Source organism: Pseudogemmobacter bohemicus, from assembly GCF_003290025.1.
GTDB classification, from domain to species: domain Bacteria; phylum Pseudomonadota; class Alphaproteobacteria; order Rhodobacterales; family Rhodobacteraceae; genus Pseudogemmobacter; species Pseudogemmobacter bohemicus.
The window spans coordinates 1162170-1182927 of record NZ_QNHG01000001.1; the positions used below are offsets into that span (position 1 = coordinate 1162170).

General features: G+C 62.9%; 20 protein-coding genes and 1 pseudogene. 7 read left to right on the forward strand and 14 right to left on the reverse strand.

Going from position 1 to position 20758, the window contains the following annotated elements:
* Positions 1-281 precede the first annotated feature (281 nt).
* From DRF71_RS05505 to DRF71_RS05520, 4 genes are all read left to right on the forward strand, one after another.
* Positions 282-1925, forward strand: a complete 1644-nt coding sequence (locus DRF71_RS05505) for an ABC transporter substrate-binding protein (protein ID WP_112309481.1) — start codon at positions 282-284, stop codon at positions 1923-1925.
* 107 nt (positions 1926-2032) lie between these two features.
* Entirely contained in the window at positions 2033-3118 is a 1086-nt protein-coding gene (locus DRF71_RS05510; protein ID WP_112309482.1) for an ABC transporter permease, read from the forward strand.
* Between the two features lie 10 nt (positions 3119-3128).
* Complete coding sequence (locus DRF71_RS05515; RefSeq protein WP_112309483.1) at positions 3129-4292, forward strand: ABC transporter permease; 1164 nt, start codon at positions 3129-3131, stop codon at positions 4290-4292.
* Positions 4293-4371: 79 nt separating this feature from the next.
* Positions 4372-6450, forward strand: a complete 2079-nt coding sequence (locus tag DRF71_RS05520) for a dipeptide ABC transporter ATP-binding protein (RefSeq protein WP_112309484.1) — start codon at positions 4372-4374, stop codon at positions 6448-6450.
* Between the two features lie 11 nt (positions 6451-6461).
* Here DRF71_RS05520 and DRF71_RS05525 read toward each other — a convergent pair whose 3' ends face one another.
* The 6 genes from DRF71_RS05525 to DRF71_RS05550 all read right to left on the reverse strand — a co-directional run bounded on the left by DRF71_RS05525 (position 6462) and on the right by DRF71_RS05550 (position 12537).
* Positions 6462-6776 (reverse strand): antifreeze protein, encoded by a 315-nt coding sequence (locus DRF71_RS05525; protein WP_232831315.1) that lies wholly within the window; start codon positions 6774-6776, stop codon positions 6462-6464.
* Between the two features lie 181 nt (positions 6777-6957).
* Positions 6958-8625 (reverse strand): amidohydrolase, encoded by a 1668-nt coding sequence (locus DRF71_RS05530; protein WP_112309486.1) that lies wholly within the window; start codon positions 8623-8625, stop codon positions 6958-6960.
* Between the two features lie 69 nt (positions 8626-8694).
* Positions 8695-9720 (reverse strand): ABC transporter substrate-binding protein, encoded by a 1026-nt coding sequence (locus tag DRF71_RS05535; protein ID WP_112309487.1) that lies wholly within the window; start codon positions 9718-9720, stop codon positions 8695-8697.
* Between the two features lie 34 nt (positions 9721-9754).
* Positions 9755-10558, reverse strand: coding sequence for an ABC transporter permease (locus DRF71_RS05540; protein ID WP_112309488.1), 804 nt, complete (start codon positions 10556-10558; stop codon positions 9755-9757).
* Positions 10551-11465 (reverse strand): ABC transporter permease, encoded by a 915-nt coding sequence (locus DRF71_RS05545; protein ID WP_112309489.1) that lies wholly within the window; start codon positions 11463-11465, stop codon positions 10551-10553. The genes DRF71_RS05540 and DRF71_RS05545 overlap by 8 nt, the downstream gene beginning before the upstream one ends.
* Positions 11466-11469: 4 nt before the next feature.
* Positions 11470-12537, reverse strand: a complete 1068-nt coding sequence (locus DRF71_RS05550; protein ID WP_112310010.1) for an ABC transporter ATP-binding protein — start codon at positions 12535-12537, stop codon at positions 11470-11472.
* A 414-nt stretch (positions 12538-12951) separates the two neighbouring features.
* Between DRF71_RS05550 and DRF71_RS05555 the strand changes: the two genes are divergently transcribed.
* The gene (locus DRF71_RS05555; RefSeq protein WP_112309490.1) at positions 12952-13995 is read left to right on the forward strand and encodes a cytochrome-c peroxidase; all 1044 of its coding nucleotides are present in this window, start codon (positions 12952-12954) and stop codon (positions 13993-13995) included.
* A 7-nt stretch (positions 13996-14002) separates the two neighbouring features.
* On the opposite strand, the gene DRF71_RS05560 is transcribed toward DRF71_RS05555, so the two are convergent.
* From DRF71_RS05560 to DRF71_RS05590, 7 genes and pseudogenes are all read right to left on the reverse strand, one after another.
* Positions 14003-15061 (reverse strand): AbrB family transcriptional regulator, encoded by a 1059-nt coding sequence (locus tag DRF71_RS05560; RefSeq protein WP_232831316.1) that lies wholly within the window; start codon positions 15059-15061, stop codon positions 14003-14005.
* 269 nt (positions 15062-15330) lie between these two features.
* On the reverse strand, positions 15331-15951 hold the full coding sequence (locus tag DRF71_RS05565; RefSeq protein WP_157970937.1) for a thioredoxin domain-containing protein: 621 nt from the start codon (positions 15949-15951) through the stop codon (positions 15331-15333).
* Between the two features lie 7 nt (positions 15952-15958).
* Positions 15959-16819, reverse strand: coding sequence for a L,D-transpeptidase (locus tag DRF71_RS05570; protein ID WP_112309493.1), 861 nt, complete (start codon positions 16817-16819; stop codon positions 15959-15961).
* A gap of 318 nt (positions 16820-17137) precedes the next feature.
* Positions 17138-17326: a hypothetical protein gene (locus DRF71_RS05575; RefSeq protein ID WP_112309494.1), complete on the reverse strand. Its 189-nt coding sequence runs from the start codon at positions 17324-17326 to the stop codon at positions 17138-17140.
* 63 nt (positions 17327-17389) lie between these two features.
* Positions 17390-17602 (reverse strand): hypothetical protein, encoded by a 213-nt coding sequence (locus tag DRF71_RS05580; protein ID WP_112309495.1) that lies wholly within the window; start codon positions 17600-17602, stop codon positions 17390-17392.
* Positions 17599-18222, reverse strand: a complete 624-nt coding sequence (locus DRF71_RS05585) for an RBBP9/YdeN family alpha/beta hydrolase (protein WP_112310011.1) — start codon at positions 18220-18222, stop codon at positions 17599-17601. Before DRF71_RS05585 ends, DRF71_RS05580 begins: the two co-directional genes overlap by 4 nt.
* Before the next feature lie 324 nt (positions 18223-18546).
* Positions 18547-18960, reverse strand: a pseudogene (locus DRF71_RS05590) (MerR family transcriptional regulator); the annotation flags it as partial.
* A 158-nt stretch (positions 18961-19118) separates the two neighbouring features.
* Between DRF71_RS05590 and DRF71_RS05595 the strand changes: the two are divergent.
* Together DRF71_RS05595 and DRF71_RS05600 are read left to right on the forward strand one after the other, a co-directional pair.
* Complete coding sequence (locus DRF71_RS05595; protein WP_112309497.1) at positions 19119-19502, forward strand: antitoxin Xre/MbcA/ParS toxin-binding domain-containing protein; 384 nt, start codon at positions 19119-19121, stop codon at positions 19500-19502.
* On the forward strand, positions 19462-20229 hold the full coding sequence (locus DRF71_RS05600) for an RES family NAD+ phosphorylase (protein ID WP_112309498.1): 768 nt from the start codon (positions 19462-19464) through the stop codon (positions 20227-20229). Before DRF71_RS05595 ends, DRF71_RS05600 begins: the two co-directional genes overlap by 41 nt.
* Here the strand turns inward: DRF71_RS05600 and msrA are convergent, their stop codons facing one another.
* Complete coding sequence (gene msrA, locus DRF71_RS05605) at positions 20230-20751, reverse strand: peptide-methionine (S)-S-oxide reductase MsrA (protein ID WP_112309499.1); 522 nt, start codon at positions 20749-20751, stop codon at positions 20230-20232.
* Positions 20752-20758 lie beyond the last annotated feature (7 nt).

Sequence of the window (20758 nt, forward strand, 5' to 3'; positions counted from 1 at the left end):
AAACCCCTGGGAATGGTCTGTCAAAAGCATTGACGCGAAAGCGGAAAACATGCGCAATGGGCCGACCAGGGAATGAAGCCGGCGGAAAAAACTCCGGCCTGCAACGCAGATCCTGCCCGCTGTCAGGGACGCTTTGACGCGCCCCAAGACAGACAGGACCTTCCGGAAATCAATCCGGAATCCTGGTGGCACGGCCCTGCGCAAGGCAAAAGCGGCACAACCTGGACCTCGCATTTGCGACGCCTTCCGCCTCGCATCCGAGCCTGACAGGGAGATGATGAATGACCCGGAATACCGAAACCCGCCTGCATCCCGCCGCCACCATGTATGCGGAGGAATGTCGGGAGGGCAGACTCAGCCGCCGCGAATTCCTGACCCGCACCACCGCGCTTGGCGTGGCGGCGCCGGTCGCCTGGGGGCTGATCGGGCTGGACGCCCCGGCCTATGCTCAAGAGGCGCCCACCCCCGGCGGCACGCTGCGCATGTCGATGGAACTGAAGGCGCTGAAAGACCCGCGCACCTCGGACTGGAGCCAGATCGCCAATTTCATGCGCGGCTGGCTGGAATATCTTGTCGAATACAACAATGACGGCACCATTCGCGGCATGCTGCTGGAAAGCTGGGAGGCGAATGAAAACGCCACCGAATATACGCTCAAGGTCCGCCAGGGCGTGAAATGGTCAAATGGCGACGATTTCACCGCCGAGGATGTGGCGCATAACTTTGCCCGCTGGTGCGATGGCTCGGTCGAAGGGAATTCGATGGCCGGGCGCTGTGTGGCGCTGCGCGACAGCGGCGAAGGCGCGAAAATGCGCGAGGGCGCGGTGACGGTGGTGGACAGCCACACGGTCAGACTGGCGCTGAGCGCGCCGGATATCGCCCTGATCGCGGCGCTGGCCGATTACCCCGGCATGGTCGTGCATAAAAGCTATGAAAACGGCGATCCGACCCAGACGCCGGGCACCGGCCCGTTCAAATATGACAACTTTGAAACCGGCGTGCGCGCCTCGCTGGTCAAGTCCGATCAGCCCTGGTGGGGCAGCGAGGTCTATGGCGGCCCTTATCTCGACCGGATCGAATATTACGATCTCGGCACCGATCCGGCGGCCGAGGTTGCGGCGGCGGGTTCGGGCGAGATTGATGCGACCTATCAGTCGGTTGGTGAGTTCATCGACATGCTCGACGCGATCGGCTGGGACAAATCCGAGGCGGTGACTTCGGCCACGCTCGCGGTCCGTTTCAACCAGCTGGCCGAGGAATATAAGGATGTCAAAGTCCGCACCGGCCTGACCAAATGCGTCGACAACGCGGTCGTGCTTGAGCTGGGCTATTCCGGCCTTGGCACGGTGGCGGAAAACCACCATGTCTGCCCGATCCATCCGGAATATTACCAGCTGCCGCCGCAAGCGCCCGATCCGGCCGCCGGCAAGGCGCTGGTCACCGAGGCCGGCTATGGCGATTTCGAATTCGAGCTGATCTCGCTGGATGATGCCTGGCAGGCCGCGACCTGCGACGCCATCGCCGCGCAGATCCGCGATGCGGGGCTGAAGATCAAGCGCACCGTGCTGCCGGGATCGACCTTCTGGAATGACTGGACGAAATACCCGTTCTCGGCGACCGAATGGAACATGCGGCCCTTGGGCGTTCAGGTTCTGGCCTCGGCCTATCGCAGCGGCGAGGCCTGGAATGAATCGGCCTTCTCCAATGCGGAATTCGACGCTGAACTTGGCAAGGCGCTGGCGATCAATGATGCCAAAGCGCGCAGCGAAGTGATGAAGCGGATCGAGGAAATCATGCAGGAACAGGGTGTTCTGATCCAGTCCTACTGGCGCTCGCTCTATCGTCACACCGATCCGAAGGTGAAGGATTGCGGCATCCACGCAACCTTTGAACACCATCACTACAAATGGTGGATCGCCGCCTGACGGCCGTTCCGACCTTCGGGGCAGGGTTCGCCCCTGCCCCTCTCCTGGCCCATCCGGGCCATCAGCCAACAAGCCGCCGCCTTCCCTGACCCGGAAGAGGAGAAGCCATGTTCGCCTTTATCCTGCGCCGTAGCGGCGTCATGCTCCTGACGGTCCTTGCGCTGACCTTCATCGTCTTCTGGCTGACCAATCTGCCGCCCAACCTGGAAAAACTTGCGAAATCAGAGGCCTCTGTGCGGATGACCGATGCCGAGGTCGCCAGCTGGCTGGATCGCAACGGCTATGGCTCCTCGACGCTGAACCGCTACGGGCAATGGCTGGGCGTGGTGCCGGGCTGGACGCGCGAGGAAGATGGCCGTTTCACCGGCCGCTGCATCAGCGGCACCGCCACCAGCCTTGACGACGCGCCCACACGCTGCGGCATTCTCCAGGGCGCATGGGGCTATTCCACCGTCTTCAAACAGCCGGTGGCGGATGTGATCAAACGCTCGCTCTCGATGACCTCCTGGCTGATGCTCTGGGTGATGATCGTGATGGTGCCGACCGCGCTGATCCTCGGCGTGCTCTCAGGTATGCGCGAGGGGTCCTGGACCGACCGCATCCTCTCGGGCTTTGCCATCATCACCACCGCCACGCCGGAATATGTCTCGGGCGTGATCTTCATCGTGATCTTCGCCTCGGCCACGGTCGGCATCTCGCCGGTGCTGACCGAACTGGGCTGGATCGAGGGCAAAACCCTCTTCCAGGGCACCGCCACAGCGGCGATGGACAAGATCACCTTTTGGAATTTCGCCCTGCCGGTGATGACCATCGCGCTTTACGGCATCGGCTATATCGCCCGCATGACCCGCGCCTCGATGACCGAGGTGATGAGCCAGCAATATATCCGCACCGCGCGGCTCAAGGGCGTCAGCTTCCGCCAGGTGGTGATGAAACACGCACTGAGAAACGCGCTGATCGCGCCTTTCACCGTGATCATGCTGCAATTCCCCTGGCTCCTGAACGGCGTCGTTATCGTCGAAACCTTGTTCAATTACAAAGGCTTCGGCTGGACCCTGGTGCAGGCGGCCGGCAATAACGACATCCCCCTCCTCCTCGGCTGTTCCGTCGTCGCGGTGGTCGTGGTGCTGATCACCCAGCTGATCTCGGATATCGGCTATGTCTTCCTCAATCCCCGCATCCGGCTGAGCTGAGGAGACGCCCATGCAAGATCTCTCCTGGCTCCAGATCATCCTGAAATCCGCCATCGCCTTCGCGCCGGTCTGGATCGCGCTGGCCCTGACCTTCGCGCTCTCGATCCGTTACCGCCGACGCCTCGGCCTTTACGGCAAGCTCTTCGATTCCACCGTGGGCATGATCGGCTTTGCCATCGTAATGTTCTGGATTTTCACGGCACTCTTCGCCGATCTGATCATCACCCATGATCCGCTCGTCCAGCTTTCCGGGATGAAGAACAAACTCCCCGGCACCGCCATCGCCAATGCTGCCGAGGGGGTCTACCCCTGGTATCTCCTTGGCGGCGACAATCTCGCCCGCGATGTGTTCTCGCGCATGGTGATGGGCGCGCGCGAGGTGCTGAAGATCGCCCCCGCCGCCACCGTCTTCGCCTTCATGGTGGGGATCACGCTGGGCCTGCCCGCCGGCTATTTCGCCGGTAAATTCGACACGATCCTGTCCTTCATCGCGAACCTGGTGCTGGCCTTCCCGGTGATCCTCCTCTTCTACCTGCTCGTCACCCCCGAAATCGTCGAGACCGGCATCCCGATCTGGTTCGCCGCCGCGCTCTTCCTCTTCCCGGTGATCTTCTTCACTGTCCTGTTCAATTCGCGCTTCCATATGCTGCCCGCGCGACGGAACCTCTATGTCGGCCTTACCCTTCTGATCGGCCTCTGGGCCTGGGCCGGCCTTGCCTTCAACAAAGACCCGACCGGCCTCTTCTCGATGTCGCCCAATATGCTCAACGTCTTCGTCTCGGTGGTCTTCGTGAACTCGCCCGGCGTCTTCCGCATCGTGCGCGGCCTCGTGATGGATATCAAAGCCCGCGATTATGTCGCCGCCGGCCAGACCCGGGGCGAAGGCCCCTGGTATATCATGCTGTGGGAAATACTCCCCAATGCCCGCGGCCCCCTGATCGTCGATTTCTGCCTGAGGATCGGCTACACCACCATCCTCCTCGGCACGCTCGGCTTCTTCGGCCTCGGCGTCTCGCCGGAATCCCCCGACTGGGGCTCCACCATCGACGATGGCCGCCGCCTCCTCGCCATCTTCCCCCATGCCGCCCTCGTCCCCGCCATCGCCCTGATGAGCCTCGTCCTCGGCCTCAACCTCCTCGCCGACGGCCTTCGTGAAGAAAGCCTGAAAGACTGAGCCCTTCCTCTTGACGAAAATACTCCACGGGGGTCCGGGGGTGTGAAACCCCCGGCTCCACCAGCCAAAGGAAACCCAAATGACCTGGGATCCCACACAGCCAATCTTAGAGATCGAGAACCTCTCGATCACCTTTTTCACAAGGCTCCGTCAGATCCCGGCGGTGATGGATTTCTCCTGTAAGGTGATGGCGGGCGAAGCGATGGGGCTCGTCGGGGAATCCGGCTGCGGCAAATCCACCGTGGCGCTGGCCGTGATGCGTGACCTTGGCAAGAATGGCAAAATCACCGGTGGACGGATCCTTTTCAAGGGCCAGGACCTCACCTCCATGAGCGATGAAGAGCTGCGGAGAATCCGGGGCTCCGAGATCGCGATGATCTACCAGGAGCCGATGGCCTCCCTGAACCCCGCCATGAAGATCGGCGCGCAACTGGCTGAAGTGCCGATGATCCATCGCGGCATGTCGCGCGCGGACGCCTGGGCGCTCGCCCGCCAGATCGTCGCCGATGTACGCCTCCCCGATCCTGACCGGATGCTCAATTCCTACCCGCATCAGCTTTCCGGCGGCCAGCAGCAGCGCATCGTCATCGCCATGGCGCTGATGGCGAAACCGGCGCTTCTCATCCTTGACGAGCCGACCACCGCGCTCGATGTAACCGTTGAGGCCGGGATCGTCGCGCTGGTCAAGGAACTGGGAGAAAAATACGGCACCTCGATGCTGTTCATCTCGCATAATCTCGGCCTCGTCCTCGATGTCTGCGACCGGCTTTGCGTGATGTATTCGGGCGAGGCGGTCGAGACCGGCAATGTGGCCGAGGTCTTCACCGAGATGCGCCATCCCTATACCCAGGCCCTGTTTCGCGCCATCCCGCTCCCGGGCGCCGATAAAAACGCCCGCCCGCTGATTTCGATCCCGGGCAATTTTCCGCTGCCGCATGAACGCCCCAATGGCTGCAATTTCGGCCCGCGCTGCGACTATTTCCAGCCCGGCTGCTGCGATGCCGGCGAGATCGCGATGGAGCCGGTCCCAGGCTCCGACCGCCATGCCACCCGCTGCCTGAAATGGCAGGAAATCGACTGGCTCGCCCCCCCGAAAGCCGCCCATGCCCGCGAGAAACTGCCGCCGGGCGAAATCGTGCTGAAAATGGATGATCTGCGAAAATATTACCAGGTTTCCTCGGGCGCTTTCGGGGGCGGCATGACCAAAGTGGTCAAGGCCAATGAGACGCTGAGTTTTGAGGCCCGCAAGGGTGAAACCCTTGCCATCGTTGGCGAATCCGGTTGCGGCAAATCGACCTTTGCCAAGGTGCTGATGGGGCTTGAGACCGCGACCTCTGGCAAGATCATGCTGTTTGATGAGAATGTGCAGTCAACGCCGATTCAAAAGCGCGGCGCCGATACCGTCTCGAAACTGCAGATGGTGTTCCAGAATCCGTTTGACACGCTGAACCCCTCGATGACGGTCGGGCGCCAGATCATCCGTGCGCTGGAGGTGTTCCAGTTCGGCAAATCCGATGCCGAGCGTCATGCACGGATGCTGGAACTCCTGGATCTGGTGAAACTGCCGCGCGCCTTTGCCGAGCGCATGCCGCGCCAGCTTTCCGGCGGGCAGAAACAGCGCGTCGGCATCGCCCGTGCCTTCGCGGGTGGCGCGAAAGTGGTGGTGGCGGATGAGCCGGTCTCGGCGCTGGATGTCTCGGTCCAGGCCGCCGTCACCGATCTTTTGATGGATATCCAGCGCGAGAACGGCACGACGCTACTGTTCATCAGCCATGATCTTTCGATCGTGCGCTATCTCAGCGACCGGGTGATGGTGATGTATCTGGGCCATGTGGTCGAGATGGGCACCACCGCGCAGGTCTTCGCGCCGCCCTATCACCCCTATACCGAAGCGCTGCTTTCTGCCGTGCCGATCGCCGATCCGACCGTCACCCGCAAACATATCGTGCTGGAGGGCGCGATCCCGTCAGCCATGAACCCACCGCCCGGCTGCCCGTTCCAGACCCGGTGCCGCTGGAAGTCACAGGTGGCGGGCGGGCTTTGCGAGCGGGAAATGCCCCCCGTGGTCAGCCTGGACGGCGGGCATCAGATCAAATGCCACCTGACGGCAGAGCAATTTGCCAGCATGGAGCCGGTGATCCGCATCGCGGCGGAATGATCTCTAAGGGGTCAGCGGGTGATTTCGCGCGCCAGCCGCCCGGCATTGGCTTTGGTGCGGCGGCGCACCGGGCGCAAAGCGGCCTCGGCCATGGTTGCGGGTGACGCCCCCTTCATCACGGCCTTCATCACCGCAACCTGCGCCTCTTGCAGCGCGGCGATCTTTTCCGACACCATCCGCGCATTCTCGCCCGGGGAAACCGGCCACATCCCCATCATGCCGGCCATCCGCATCGCGATCACCGCCTGCGCCTCGGCCATCATCGCCGTTGAACGCAAACCAAGCCGCATCATCTGTGCCGGACTCGGAGGCAGGAATGGGAACATGTCTGTGACCTCTGACGCACCGGCTGGCCGGAGAAGAATTGCCTTCTCCCTGAAACAGGCAATTTAGGCAAAGCAATCCGACAGACAAGTTAACAAATGACGAGGCCGGCGGAATTCATGGATACTCCGCCGGCGACTGTCTCAGATTTGCGCCAGGTGCCGCAGCGTCACCCGGCATTTGTCAGATGGCCTGCCCCTCGGCAGCATAGGTCACGCGGCCGCCGCAAATGGTCAGCGCGACCTGCACCGCCCCGATCTGATCCGGCACGACCTGTTCCAGATCGCCTTGCAACAGCACCAGATCGGCGGCGAGGCCAGGCTTCAGCGTTCCGGTGATGTGGTCGGTATGGGCCGCCCAGGCGCCGCCGGCGGTATAGGCGTAAAGGCTGTCCTCAAGGCTGAGGCGTTCATCGGTACAGGCATCGCTGTAAGGCAGCCGCGTCACCGCCGCCTGGACCGAACGCAGCACCGCCACATCGGTCACCGCCCAGTCAGACGCATAAGCCACCGGCGCGCCATGATCGGCCAGCGTCTTGTGCAGATAGGCATCCGGCCAGCGGGCCTCGCCGATATTCGTGAGTGTCGGCTCCATCCCGAAATCCATCGCGCCCGGCGGATGCGAGGGCTGCAGGCTTGCGACAATCCCAAGCTGGCCAAGGCGCGGGATATCGCGGCGGTCGATCAGCTCGATATGTTCGATCCGGTGGCGGCTGTCGCGCTTGCCATTCTGGATCTGCGCCACTTCATAGCCGTCGATGGTGGTCCTGACCGCCGCATCCCCAATGGCATGGACCGCGATCTGCAAGCCCCGGCGGTCGATTTCCGCCGCCAGCGGATTGAACTGATCCGGCGGGAAAAGCGCCACCGATTTATGACCCGGATTGGTCGGGTAATCGTTCAGCATGAAGGCGGTATGGCTGTCGAGCACCCCGTCCATGAACATCTTCACAAAGCCCGAGCTCAGCCATTCATCGTTGAAGCTCGCGGTCATCTCGACGGCGCGGTCCAGCTCGGAATGGTCCATACTGGGCTTATAGTGGAACGGCACCTTGACCCGCGCCAGCAGCCGGCCTTCGTCCTGCAGCTCGCGCAGGCATTCCAGCGTGTAGCGGTTCCCATCCATCATCACCATCGAGGTGATGCCATATTGCGCGCAATGGATCTGGCCGCGCTCGAACATATCCTTGTCCTGGTCGCGCTCGGCCTGGCTCGGGTTCACCGGCTCGCCGCCGGTGGCGATGCCCATATTCAGCCGCCCGCGCCCGGCCAGATCAACCACCCGGCCAAAGGCCTCAAACTCCAGCAGTTCGCCGGTGGCGAGACCGTCTTCGCCCATCACGACCGCATGGCCGGGCGAACAGTCCAGCCCGTTCAGCGTGCCCGAAAGCTCCAGCGCCAGCGTATTGGCCCAGATCGTGTGATGGTCATGCGAGGTCATGGCAATCGGGCGGTCGGCAATGATGCTGTCCAGCACATGGCGATTGGCGCCGCCTTCGATCAGCCCGTAATCGGCGCCCTGGGCCGTCAGGAAGGGCTGATCGGGATTGGCCGCGGCATAGGCGAGAAACGCCTCGCGCAGCTGGTCGAGCCCATGCACATGCGTGAGTTGCAGATCGCTGAGTTCCGATCCGCCAAGCCCCAGATGCAGATGGCTTTCGACAAAGCCCGGCAACAGCATCCGCCCGCCTGCATCGACCATTTTCGTGGCCGGTCCCTTCAGCGCGGTGATCTCGGCATTGGATCCCACCGCAAGGATGCGCCCGGCACCCACCGCCACCGCCTCGGCGCGGGGCTTGTCCGGATCCATGGTCAGGACTTTGGCATTGAGGAAAATCAGGTCGGCAGACATCGGTGGCTCCATTCGGCAGAAAGGCGGCCCGATACGGGCCGCCCGGGTCGTTCACAGCGGGGATGCCGCTTATTTCATCAGCTCGGTCCAGATCGCGGTCAGATATTCCTGGGACTTGGGCGAGCAGGTCGGCAGGAAATTGCCCGCGGCTTTGAACTCTTCCGGCGTCACCACTTCGGGCGCGGTCTTCATGTCTTCGGGCATGAATTCATCCGAACCGGCGATACCATTGGCATAGCGGGCAAAGGCCGAGATCATCGCGGCATTTTCCGGCACCATGATGAAGTCGATGAACTGATAAGCCTCATCGACATTTTTCGCATCGGCGAGCAGCGTCACCGAATCCATGAACAGCGGATAGCCCTCTTTCGGATAGCCATAAGCGACATCCGGGTTCAGGATGCGGGCGCGCATCGACGAGCCGTTCCAGTTGACGCTTGCCGCCCAGTCATTATTCGCCAGCCGCTCGGTCGCGCCGTAATCCATCGACAGCCAGTCGGGTTTCGCCGCCAGCAGCACGTCGCGGGCTTTTTTCAGCACTTCGGTATCTTCGGTGCAGGCCTCGCCGCCGACATACCAGATGGCGAAATTGACGATATCGCTCATCTCGGGAACGACGTTGATCTTGCCTTTCAGCTCTTCCGGCACGTCGAGGAAGATGGCCGAAGTGTTGATGTCACCGCCATAGACCTTGGTGTTGACCGCCATGCCGGTCGACCCCCATTGCCACGGAACCGAGAATTTGCGGCCCGGATCCCAGGCGACATCCATCCATTCCGGAGCGATATTGCCGAAGTTTTTCAGCCGCGAACGGTCGAGTTCAACAATCAGCCCGCCGTCGCGGAAGATCGGCACATAATTGGCCGAGGGCACCACGAGATCATAGCCATGGCCGCCGGCGCGGATCTTGGCCAGCGCGGTGTCATTGGCGTCGTAATCGGTGACAGTGACCTTGATCCCGGTCTCTTTCTCGAATTTCGCCAGCAGCTCGGGGCTGGTGTAATTGCCCCAGTTATAAAGCTGGAGCACGCCTTCGGCCTGGGCAAGCGAGGTGCCCGCCATGAGGATGGCAATCGCGCCGAGTGTCTTTCTCATAGTCATCTCCCTGATTGGTCTTTTTTTGGTCGCTTCAGCTTTTCTTGCGGGTCAGCAGGAAAAAGGCGGTCAAAAGGATCACGGTCAGCCCCAGAAGCGCGGTCGAGATCGCATTGACCTCTGGCGTTATCGCGCGCCGCATCTGGCCCAGCATATAGGTCGGCAGCGTATCCTGGCCCGCCGATTTGACAAATTCCGTGATCACCACATCGTCGAGGCTGATCACGAAGGCCAGCATCGCCCCCGCTGCAATACCCGGCGCAAGCAAAGGCAGCGTGACATGGCGGAAGGTCTGCCAGGGGCTGGCGTAAAGATCCGAGGCCGCGATCTCAAGGCTCAGATCCATCCCCTCAAGCCGGGCACGGATCGGCAGATAGGCAAAGGGCACGCAAAAGGCGGCATGGGCGATGATCAGATACCAGAGGCCCTGATAGCCGGTCCAGGCCTTGATCACCCCGGTCAGAATCAGAAGAGCCACAGCGGTCACGATCTCGGGCACCATCAGCGGCTGGTTGATGAACATATAGATCGCGGTCTGGCCCCTGAACGCCTTGCGGCGGGTGGTGCCAAGAGCGGCCATCACCGCGCAGGTGGTGGCAATCGCGCTTGCTGCAAAGGCGATGATCAGCGAGCGCACCGTCGCGGATTTCACCGCCTCATTCGCCCAGGCATTGGCATACCAGTGGAAAGAGAACCCCTCCCACAGCGCGATGCTTTTGCCGGCATTGAAGGAATAGACCGCCAGAGTGATGATCGGCAGATAAAGCAGCACGAAGACCAGAATGGCAGTGGCTGCAAAACCCGGCAGGCGCGAGACCTCGAAACTGCGATCAGCCATGCGGGTTGCTCCCTTTGGTGGCGGCCCGGACATAGAAGATCAGGGCGATCATCACGATCAGCAAGAGCGCAATCGACAAAGCGGCGCCCAGCGGCCAGTTGCGGCCCTGACCGAATTGCAGCTCGATGAAGTTGCCGATCATCATGTTCTTGCCGCCCCCCAGCACGCGCGGCGTCACATAGGCGCCGAGGCTGGGGACGAAGACCAGGATCGAGCCCGCGACGATGCCCGGCTTCACGATGGGCAGGATGACATGGCGCAAGACCTGCAACCGGCTGGCATAGAGATCATAGCCCGCTTCCAGCAGCCGCATGTCAAAGCGGTCGATGGCGGCGAACAAAGGCAGCACCATCAGCGGCAGATACACATAGGTCATGCCGATCAGCACCGCGAGATCGGTGTTGATCATGCGGATCGGCTCGGAAATCAGGCCGATCCCTTGCAGGAAACTGTTCACCACGCCTTCGTTGCGGATCATCTCATTGATCGCGAAGGTGCGGATCAGCAGATTGGTCCAGAAGGGAATGGTGATCAGAAACAACCACATGGCGCGCGCTTTGGGCGGGCGGGTGGCGATGAACCAGGCGGTGGGAAAGCCAAGTGCGAAGGTGATCAGCGTTGTCAGCAGCGAGATTTTGACCGAGCGCCAGAAGATCGTCAGATGCGCATCGGCCAGCTGCAGCGTGTCATCGAAAATATCGCGCGAGAACAGGATTCCGACCCAGCCATCGGTCGAGAAATTCCAGGCCACCCCGCCGTAATCGCCTTTGGCGAGGAAGGAATAGACCAGCACGATCAGCAAGGGCCCGGCTGCGGCGCAAAAGAGCAGGACCAGCGCCGGGGTCGACAGCAGCCAGGCGTTGCGGGTCGAGGCAGCGGCCTGGGCGCGTTCGGCTTCGCTTGCCATTTGCTCAGTCCTCCAGCATGAGGACAGAGCCGGGCGCGAAGCGGATCCCCACTTTCGCGCCCCTGTCGATCTGCGCCTCGCCGGTGACGCCCGATTGCACGCAGGCCTCAATCTCCGATCCATCCGCAAGCGCGATCTGGTAATTCATATCGGTGCCGAAATAGACCGATCCGTGCACCTCGGCCGGGATCGCTCCTTCGGCATCGGGCGTGGTGATCTCGACATGTTCGGGCCGGACCGCCAGGGTGATCTGGCCGCCCTTGCCGCCGGTATCAACCGCGATCACCTGCCCCGAACCCAGTTTCGCCCCGCCCGGCACGCCGGTTGCGCCAAGGAAATTGGTGTCGCCGATGAACGAGGCCACAAAGCGGTTGCGCGGCCTTGTGTAGATCTCACGCGGGGCACCAAGCTGCTGGATCCTGCCCGCCGACATCACGGCGATGCGGTCCGACATGGTCAGCGCCTCTTCCTGGTCATGGGTGACGAAGACAAAGGTGATGCCGGTCTCGGTCTGCAGGCGCTTGAGTTCGACCTGCATCTCTTTGCGCAGCTTCAGATCCAGCGCCGAAAGCGGCTCATCCAGCAAAAGAACCTTTGGCCGCGGCGCCAGCGCCCGGGCCAGTGCCACGCGCTGCTGCTGACCACCGGAAAGCTGGCTGGTCCTGCGACCGGCCATCGCCTCAAGCTTGACCAGCGCCAGCATCTCTTTGACGGTCCGGTCGATCTCAGCCCTGGCGATGCCCTTCATCCTGAGGCCGAATCCGATATTCTCGGCCACGCTCAGATGCGGGAACAGCGCGTAGGACTGGAAGACGGTATTGACCGCCCGCTTGTTCGGTGGCTGGCCGGTCACATCCTGACCATCAATCAGGATCTGGCCATCGGTCGGCATCTCAAACCCGGCGATCAGGCGCAAAAGTGTGGTCTTTCCGCAGCCCGAAGGCCCGAGAAGCGTAAAGAATTCGCCGGTTCTTATCTCGCAGGATACGTTATCCAGCGCCCTGACCACGGTTTCGCCCTGACCGAAAGCCTTGGTCACACCCTTCGCCATGATGGCAGCAGTCTCAGCCAAAAGATCGCCCCTGTCGTGAGTTTTCATTTTTCTGATATTTTGATCATATTGTGTGCAGCCTATACGATTGAGCAAGAGAAATCGCGGCCCCTCGCGCAATTTCGTCTCCCGGCTGCATTCCAGAGCAGCAGAGCTGACTGAAAAATGGGCAAAACATGGACGGGTGCAATTCCGGGCGGTACAGAGGCCGGTCCGGAACAGGCGGCGGAACGCGCCCGAAAAGGCTGCACGGAATCACTCTTAGATCAAGAATAAATTCATTATTTCATATGGTTGATTAATTTTTCTTTGCATCCCGGCTTCGAAAATTGATCCGGATCATGGCTTTTCTCCCATCGGGCCGCGCAGGCTGACCCCGCGCGAACGCCAGCTCAACCTCCGGCCCGAAACCGGGCTCAACTCATGGGAGCAAGCATGAAACGAACCCTCCTCCTCACGCTCGTGACGACAGTGCTGTCCGGGGCTGCAGCCTCGGCAGATGCGTTGCGCGACCTCGCGCTTGAAACCTTCAGACCGCTGCCTTCGACGGTGCCGGCCGTCGCCGGCAATCCGGCGACACCGGAAAAAATCCATCTGGGCAAGGCGCTGTTCTTCGATCCGCGCCTCTCGGCCTCGGGTGTGTTCAGCTGCTACAGCTGCCACAATCTGACCACCGGTGGCGACGACAATATGGAAACCTCGGTCGGCCATGGCTGGCAGAAGGGGCCGCGAAATGCGCCCACCGTGCTGAATGCGGTGCTGAATGAGGCGCAGTTCTGGGATGGCCGCGCCGAAGATCTTGCCGCCCAGGCCAAGGGCCCCGTCCAGGCCTCGGTCGAGATGGCTAATACGCCGGAAAACGCGGTGGCGACGCTGAAATCCATGCCGCAATATGTGACCTGGTTTGAGGCGGCCTTCCCCGGCGAGGAAAACGCGCTGAGCTTTGACAATATGGCAAAGGCGATCGAGGTGTTCGAGGCCACCCTGATCACGCCCGCGCCGTTTGACGCCTGGCTGAATGGCGATGATGCGGCGATGACCGCCGATCAGCTCGCCGGGCTGCAGCTTTTCATGGATAAGGGCTGCTCCGCCTGCCATTCCGGGGTCAATGTCGGCGGCCATGGTTATTACCCGTTCGGGCTGATCGAAAAGCCCGGCGCCGATGTGCTGCCCCCCGATGACAAGGGCCGTTTCGCGGTGACCGAGACGGTGGATGACGAATATGTCTTCCGCGCCGCTCCCCTGCGTAATATCGCGCAGACCGCGCCCTATTTCCATTCCGGCAAGGTCTGGGATCTGCAGGTTGCGGTTGAAATCATGGCCGAAAGCCAGCTGGGCGAGGCGCTTGAGCCCGAGGAAACCACGCAGATCGTGGCCTTCCTTGACAGCCTTACCGGCACCATGCCCGAAGTGACTTTGCCGGTGCTTCCGGCCGAGACCGGCGCGACGCCGCATCCGGTGACAGCGATCCTGCCATAAGGCAGCTTCAGGGCGGGCCTTCTGGTCCGCCCTTCCCCATTCCGCGCTCGAACAGGGAGAAAACCACTGGTGCGGCGACGATGATCGCAATGATCCTGACCACATGATGCAACGCGACAAAGGCGACATCGGCATGGATCGCCAGCGCGATCAGCCCCATCTCCGTCAGCCCCCCCGGTGCCAGCGCCAGCATCGCCTGTTCCGGGCTGGTGCCGGTCAGCACCCGCATCAGATGGCTGAAACCAAGCGCCACCGCCAGCACCAGCACGGTCGAACCAATGCTGAGAAGCCCGGCCTTGCGCAAAACAGAAAGCGGCACACCGCGAAAGCGGCAGCCCAGCACCGTGCCAAGGATCACCTGCGCCGCATTGACCAGCACTGCCGGCGGCGCGGCCTCGGAGATCCCGCTCAGATGCAGCGCGGCCGAGAGCGCCATCGGGCCGAGAAAGGTCGGCGCCGGCCAGCGCAACGCGCGACCGATCAGGCTGCCGAACACCGCGGCGGCCAACAGCAGCGCCGCCTCATGCCAGGCGGGAAGCCCCGCGCCACTTGCCGCGCCCGCCCCCACATCATGGCCCATGATCACCCGAAACCACAGCGCGATCAGCGAGATGGTAACCACGATCCGGAGACTGTGTGCGAGGATCACCGGCTCGGGCCGGCCACCTTTGGCCTCGGCCAGCTCGATCATCTCGGCCAGACCGCCGGGCATTCCGGCAAAGAAAGAGGTACGCCAGTCATAACCGCCGACATAGCGATACCAGGGCAGGTTGATCAGGCCAACCACCAGCAGATAGACCATCAGAAGCGACAGCGTCCCGATCCAGGTCACAACATGGCCCAGCACTTCGGGCGCGAAACGCGACCCCAGCAACACCCCGATCACCGCCACCACCGCCGGACGGATCGCATTCGGCCCCCTGATGCGCAATCCGGCAACCGAGGCGACCATGGTGGCGAAAAGCGCGCCCAGCATCCAGGGCAAGGGAAGGCCCAGCCCCCAGGCCAACAATCCACCGGCAGTGCCGAGACCAAGGGCGGGCAGATAAGACAGGAGGGAGGTCAAAGGACAGTCCGAAATCAGGTCAGATCGCGCCTCGAAATGCCTCCGGGCATTCCTGATATGCGCCCGCCCATTCTGCCGATCCCGCCGCCAGTGTCGAGAGCGCTCAGCCCGGCGCATATTCGTGGGGCGGCACAATGTCCTGGCGACAGATGGGGGCGCTGCCCCCGCCCGCCGTTCCGGCGGCCTCCCCCGGAGTATTTAAGTCAAGAGGAATGGCATTTCCTCTTGATCCAAATACTCCCGCCGGAGGCTTCCGCAGTCAGCCGGGTTCACCCCCGCCTGACTGCCGCGACCGCTTCGCGCAATTCGTCGATTTCCGTGATGCGTGGGAAGAGATTCAGCCCGACCACATAGGCGGGCGTACCGGGCAGACCGAAGAAATCGGCCTCGGCCATGGTGCGGTCGATCAGGCTGACCCATTTCTCACGCTCGCGCTCGAAACTGGCGATGGCCGCTTCGGGATCAAGGCCGGCCGCGCGCACCGCCTCATCCATGCGCAGCGCATCGACGCGGCGCCCCTTCCCCGCCATCAGCGCGGCACTGACCTCCGGATAGCGGCCAAGTGCCACCGCACCGAGACCAAGCTGTACGCCCCGCACCGAGGCCTCGCCAAAGATCGGCCAGTCCTTCATTACCAGGCGGATTTTGCCATCCGAAGCCACATAATCCAGCAAGGCCGGGTACGATTCGCGGCAAAAGGGGCATTGGTAATCGAAATATTCGACGATGGTGACATCGCCATCGGGATTGCCCAGCACCGGCTGATCCGGGTCATGGGTCAGCTCACGCGGGGCCTCGCCGGGCAGCATCTCCCCGCCCCGGGCGGCAAAGCCGCTCCCGGCCAGCATCAGCCCCCCGAGCGAGCCCCTGATCAGATCACGCCGCTGCATAATCCTGTCAGTTCTGGCTGCTGCTATAGGGGCTGTCGGGGAAGCCATCGGGATAGGCATAGCCCGGATCGGAGTAGCCCGGCTGCCCGGTGGTTGCCGTTGTGGCAGGCGATGCGGCCGACTGCGGGTCCTGGTTGAACGAGGCGCCGGTATAGGGGGTGGTCTTTGGCACATAGGCGCCGAAGGCGCTGGCGCTCTGCTCGGGGGTCAGCACCAGAACCCGGGCGCCCCTGACATAACTCGCCGCCAGATGGATCGCATCCTGGTTATACATCCGGATACAGCCCGCCGAAGTGGCATGGCCGATCGAGGCGACCTCATTGGTGCCATGGATGCGGTAATAGGTGTCGCGCCCACCCCGGAACAGATAAATCGCCCGCGCGCCCAGCGGGTTTTGCAGCCCGCCCGGCAGACCATCGGCATAAGCGGCATACATATCGGGCCGCTCGCGGATCATATTGTCGGTCGGGCGCCAGCTGGGCCAGACCCGGTCATATTGCGCCACCGCCTCGCCCGAGAACGAGCGCCCCTGATCGCCCACCGCACAGCGGTAGCGCAGCGCACGATTGCCCCCCCGGATCAGATAAAGATAGCGCTGCCAGGGGTCGACAATGATGGCGCCCGGCGCTTCGGTGATCGACAGATCCACCTCGGTGCGGATGTTTTCCGGGATCAGATAGCGCGGGTTCACCGCAGGAATTTGAAAGCCGTTATCTTCCAGCGCGCCATACATGGCCAGCACTTCGGGGGCCACATTGGCGGCCGGATCGGGCTGGGTGCCAGAATCGGGCACCCTGGCTCCACAGGCCGAAACCAGACCCGACAGGGTCATCAAAAGAGCCGTCCGACGGCCGATAACTACGCTCATACAACTATCCTTTCCCGCCGGCGGAAAGGCGCAGACCTGGCCCGGATCTGGCAGGATCACGGGACACTCGCCACCGGCAAAGCGCAATTCCGGGCGGGGGGGCACAGAGGCGCCGACCGCGAGGAACCATTCCGGCCATGCGCCATTATACGGCGGGTCTGGTCAAGCCCCGCCGTCACACAGCTTCGCGAGAAAGTGAAATACCGCCGGAGATTGGCCCGGCACCTGCCGATTCTGCTGCGGATCCGCTGAACTGCCGCAGGGGAAGGCCGCGAAAGGCCGCGCAGAATCCCGCGCGATCCCGCGCGCGCCTCCCCTTCAGCCCACGATTCCGCCGAGGAGAATCGCCGCCGCCAGCAGCACCGTGGCCATGACCGAGATCAGAATCCCATCCCTGAGCGGCAGGTCGGTCTGCCCAGGATCAGCCGCCTCTTCACCGATCTGCACCGCGCGGTCCTCGCCCGCCAGAAGCGCCAGAACACCGGGATCAAAGCCATTATAGATCATGTTGTTCTTCCTTTCCTTTGCAGGGGTTGTCCGCCGGGCAAGGCTCTGCCCGGCGTTGGTTAATCAGCGTCCGGGCGGGGTTTCAGACAGAGAGCCAGACCCGAAAGCCGGAGCATAGCCAAAAGCATGGGCCGGACTTGCCGAGAGGAAACCAAGCGCCTCTCTCGGTGTCACGGTCAGCGCCAGCACAGCCGCCATGGCGAGGGTGGCCAGCAGGACGGCCAGCCGCTCCCGCCCGGCCCGCGACAGGGCGCCGCTTTGCCCGCGCGCACTCACAACCCACCCCCGCTTTGCGAGAGACCGGTGTGGGAGAGGCCCTTCTGGCCGAAACCGGCAGGGGTGCGAAAGCGCGGCAGGGCCTCGGCTGCATGGCCCGCCTCTGCCAGCAGACGGCTGCGCAGCGCCTTGCCCTCTTCCCAGGGGCCAAAGCCTGCATCGGCATTGACATGGCCGGCAAATCCAAGATCCACCAGGTCCGCCCCCCAGGCACGCGACAGTTGTGCGGCGCGGGAAAAGCCCATCCAGGGATCATTGCGGCTGGCGGCGACGATCACCGGCAGATCCAGCACCTCTTCGGGGATCGGGCCGAAATGGCCGATCCGGTCGGCACCGGCAGTCTCGGCCGGGGCGACCAGCAGCGCGCCCGCCACCCGCAGATGCGGCCATTGCGTCAGCAGCCGGGCGATCAGAATGGCGCCAAGCGAATGGCCGACCAGAACGCAATCGGGATGGGCGAGGATCATCGAGGCCAGTTCCACCTCCCAGACCGCCGCCACCGGGCGATGCGGGTCCGAGAGTTCAACCGTCAGCGCATGAGGGTCGCTGGCCGCCCACCAGTGTTGCCAGTGCGGGGCTGCCGATCCGTCAAGGCCCGGAACGATAAGTGTATTGATCATGTCCATGGTCCTTTCCCGAGGTCACAGGAAAAGACTACATGATTTATCGTGATTCAGAATTCTAAAGACAGGCCCCGGAAAGGAAGAGAATTCCCCTGCCGCCTGCCCAATTGCGGCGAGGCATCCCGGCTCTGACGCCGGAGGAATCGGGGCCGGGATTCCCCCCCCCTCGCGCGCGCCGGGTCCTGCGAACAGAGCTTTGCCGCCGGATCACGGACCGGTGCTGACGGAAACCGCGGCCCCGAAACCGGCCCCCTCTGAACGGGGTCCCTCTGAACCGGCCCCCTCGAAACCAGCACTGTCTGGCCCGGAGCCCTCTGCGGGACGGTGATCATGGTTGCACAGACTGTGATCGCCCAGCACCTCGATCACCCGGCAATCGCCGATCGTGCCATGGGCGCATTGCACCACCATGCGCGCCAGCTCACCCTCCAGCGCCTTCAGCCGCGCGATCCGCTCACGCACCGCCACCAACTGGGTGCGCGCGATGCTGTCGGCTGCCGCGCAGGGCTGATCCGGCCGGTCCGACAGCGAAAGCAGGTCGCGGATTGCCTCAAGCGGGAAGCCGAGATCGCGCGAATGGCGGATGAAGCGCAACCTTTCTTCGGCGATGCGGCTGTAAAGCCGCTGATTGCCAGCAGAGCGTTCGGCCTCGGGCAAGAGGCCGATCTGTTCGTAATAGCGAATGGTGGGCACCTTGACGCCGGTGCGTTCGCCGAGCTTGCCGATGGTCAGCATCCGGGTCTCCTGTCTGCAGGGCAACACATATCTCTACAGATTATAGGTATCGCAAGGCTTGCCTTCAACCTTGAGGCATTTTTCCCATCCGCCCATACGGAAACCCCTTTCATATGAAATCATTCAGACCTATATTTCCAGATGAAAGGAGAGATCAGATGATTTCCTTCCCCGTTCTTGCCGCAGATCAGCCCTCGCGCGGCGCCGTTCTCGGCAAGGCCGCCCTGCGCGCCGCCGAAAGGCTGGGGCTTTCCGCCCGCCAGTTCGCGCGGGTGACCGGCCTGTCGGAGCCAGGTGTCTCGCGGCTCAAACGCGGCATGGCCGGGATCGAGGAAGGCAGCAAGGCCTTTGAACTGGCAGCAATGCTGGTCCGGCTTTACCGCTCGCTTGATGCGATCACCGGCGGTGATGAGGCGGTGGCGCGGGCCTGGATTTCGGCCCCGAATGAGGCGCTTGGCGCAATACCTGCGGAAAAGATCACGTCAGTTCAGGGACTTGTCGATGTTTGCACCTATCTGGACAGCCGCCGCGCTCGGCTCTGAATGCCGGGCCTTTCAGGGGCGCGGCTGGCGACTCGTGGAGGCGCAGCATCTGGTCTCGACCCTGAAACTGGTCGACAGCCTTGCCGAGCAGGCGGCTTTGGAGGATATTCTGGAAGAGACCAAGCCGCCGGTGCCGCCGGCCTGCCAGGGTCTTGATTACCTGCTGGCGACGCCGTTTCGCTATCGTCCCTACCCGCATGGATCACGCTTTCGCCGCGCCGGGCTGACGCCGGGGGTCTGGTATGGGGCGGAGAAGGTGCAGACGGCGCTGGCCGAGATGGTGTTCTACCGCTTTCTCTTTTACGCCGAGAGCCCCGCGACCCCCTTCCCCGACGGGCCGGCGGAATATACCGCCTTTGCCGCAAGGCTTGCGACAGAGCGGGCGCTGGATCTGACGGCGCCGCCACTGGCCGACCCGGCCTGGAGCCATCCGACCGATTATGATCCCTGCCAGACCCTGGCCGAGGCCGCGCGCGAGGCGGGGGCAGAGATCATCCGCTACCGATCCGTCCGCGACCCGAAGGGCGGCGCCAATCTGGCGGTGCTGAACTGCAGCGCCTTTGCCACAAAGACCGTGCAGGACCGCCAGACCTGGCGCATCCGTCTCAGCCCCGCCGGGGCCATGGCGCTGCGCGAGCATCCGCGCCAGGGGCTCGATTTCCCGAAAGACAGCTTTACCGATCCGCGCCTGACAGCGATGCTCTGGGACAGGCCTCGCGCGCGATGATCAGGCGCCCAGATTACCCGCGGTCGCGCGTTTCGGCAGCACCCAGCCCGGGCGCGGGAAATGGCAGGTATAGCCGTTCGGCAGCCGCTCAAGATAATCCTGATGCTCCGGCTCGGCCTCCCAGAAATCGGAAACCCGCTCCAGCTCGGTCACCACCGGGCCGGGCCAGAGCCCTGATGCATCGACATCCTTGATCGTGTCGATGGCCACGGCGCGCTGATCCCCGGTCACCCAATAGATCGCCGAGCGGTAGCTCGGGCCAAGGTCATTGCCTTGACGGTCACGGGTCGAGGGATCATGGATCTGGAAAAACGCCTCCAGCAGCTGGCGATAGCTGATGCGGGCAGGGTCAAAGACCACCTCGATCGCCTCGGCATGGCGGCCATGATTGCGATAGGTGGCATTGGGCACCTCGCCGCCCGTATAGCCGACGCGGGTGCGGATCACGCCCGGCAGGCGGCGGATCAGCTGCTGCATCCCCCAGAAACAGCCCCCGGCAAGAACGGCACGTTCTTCACTCATCGCAATA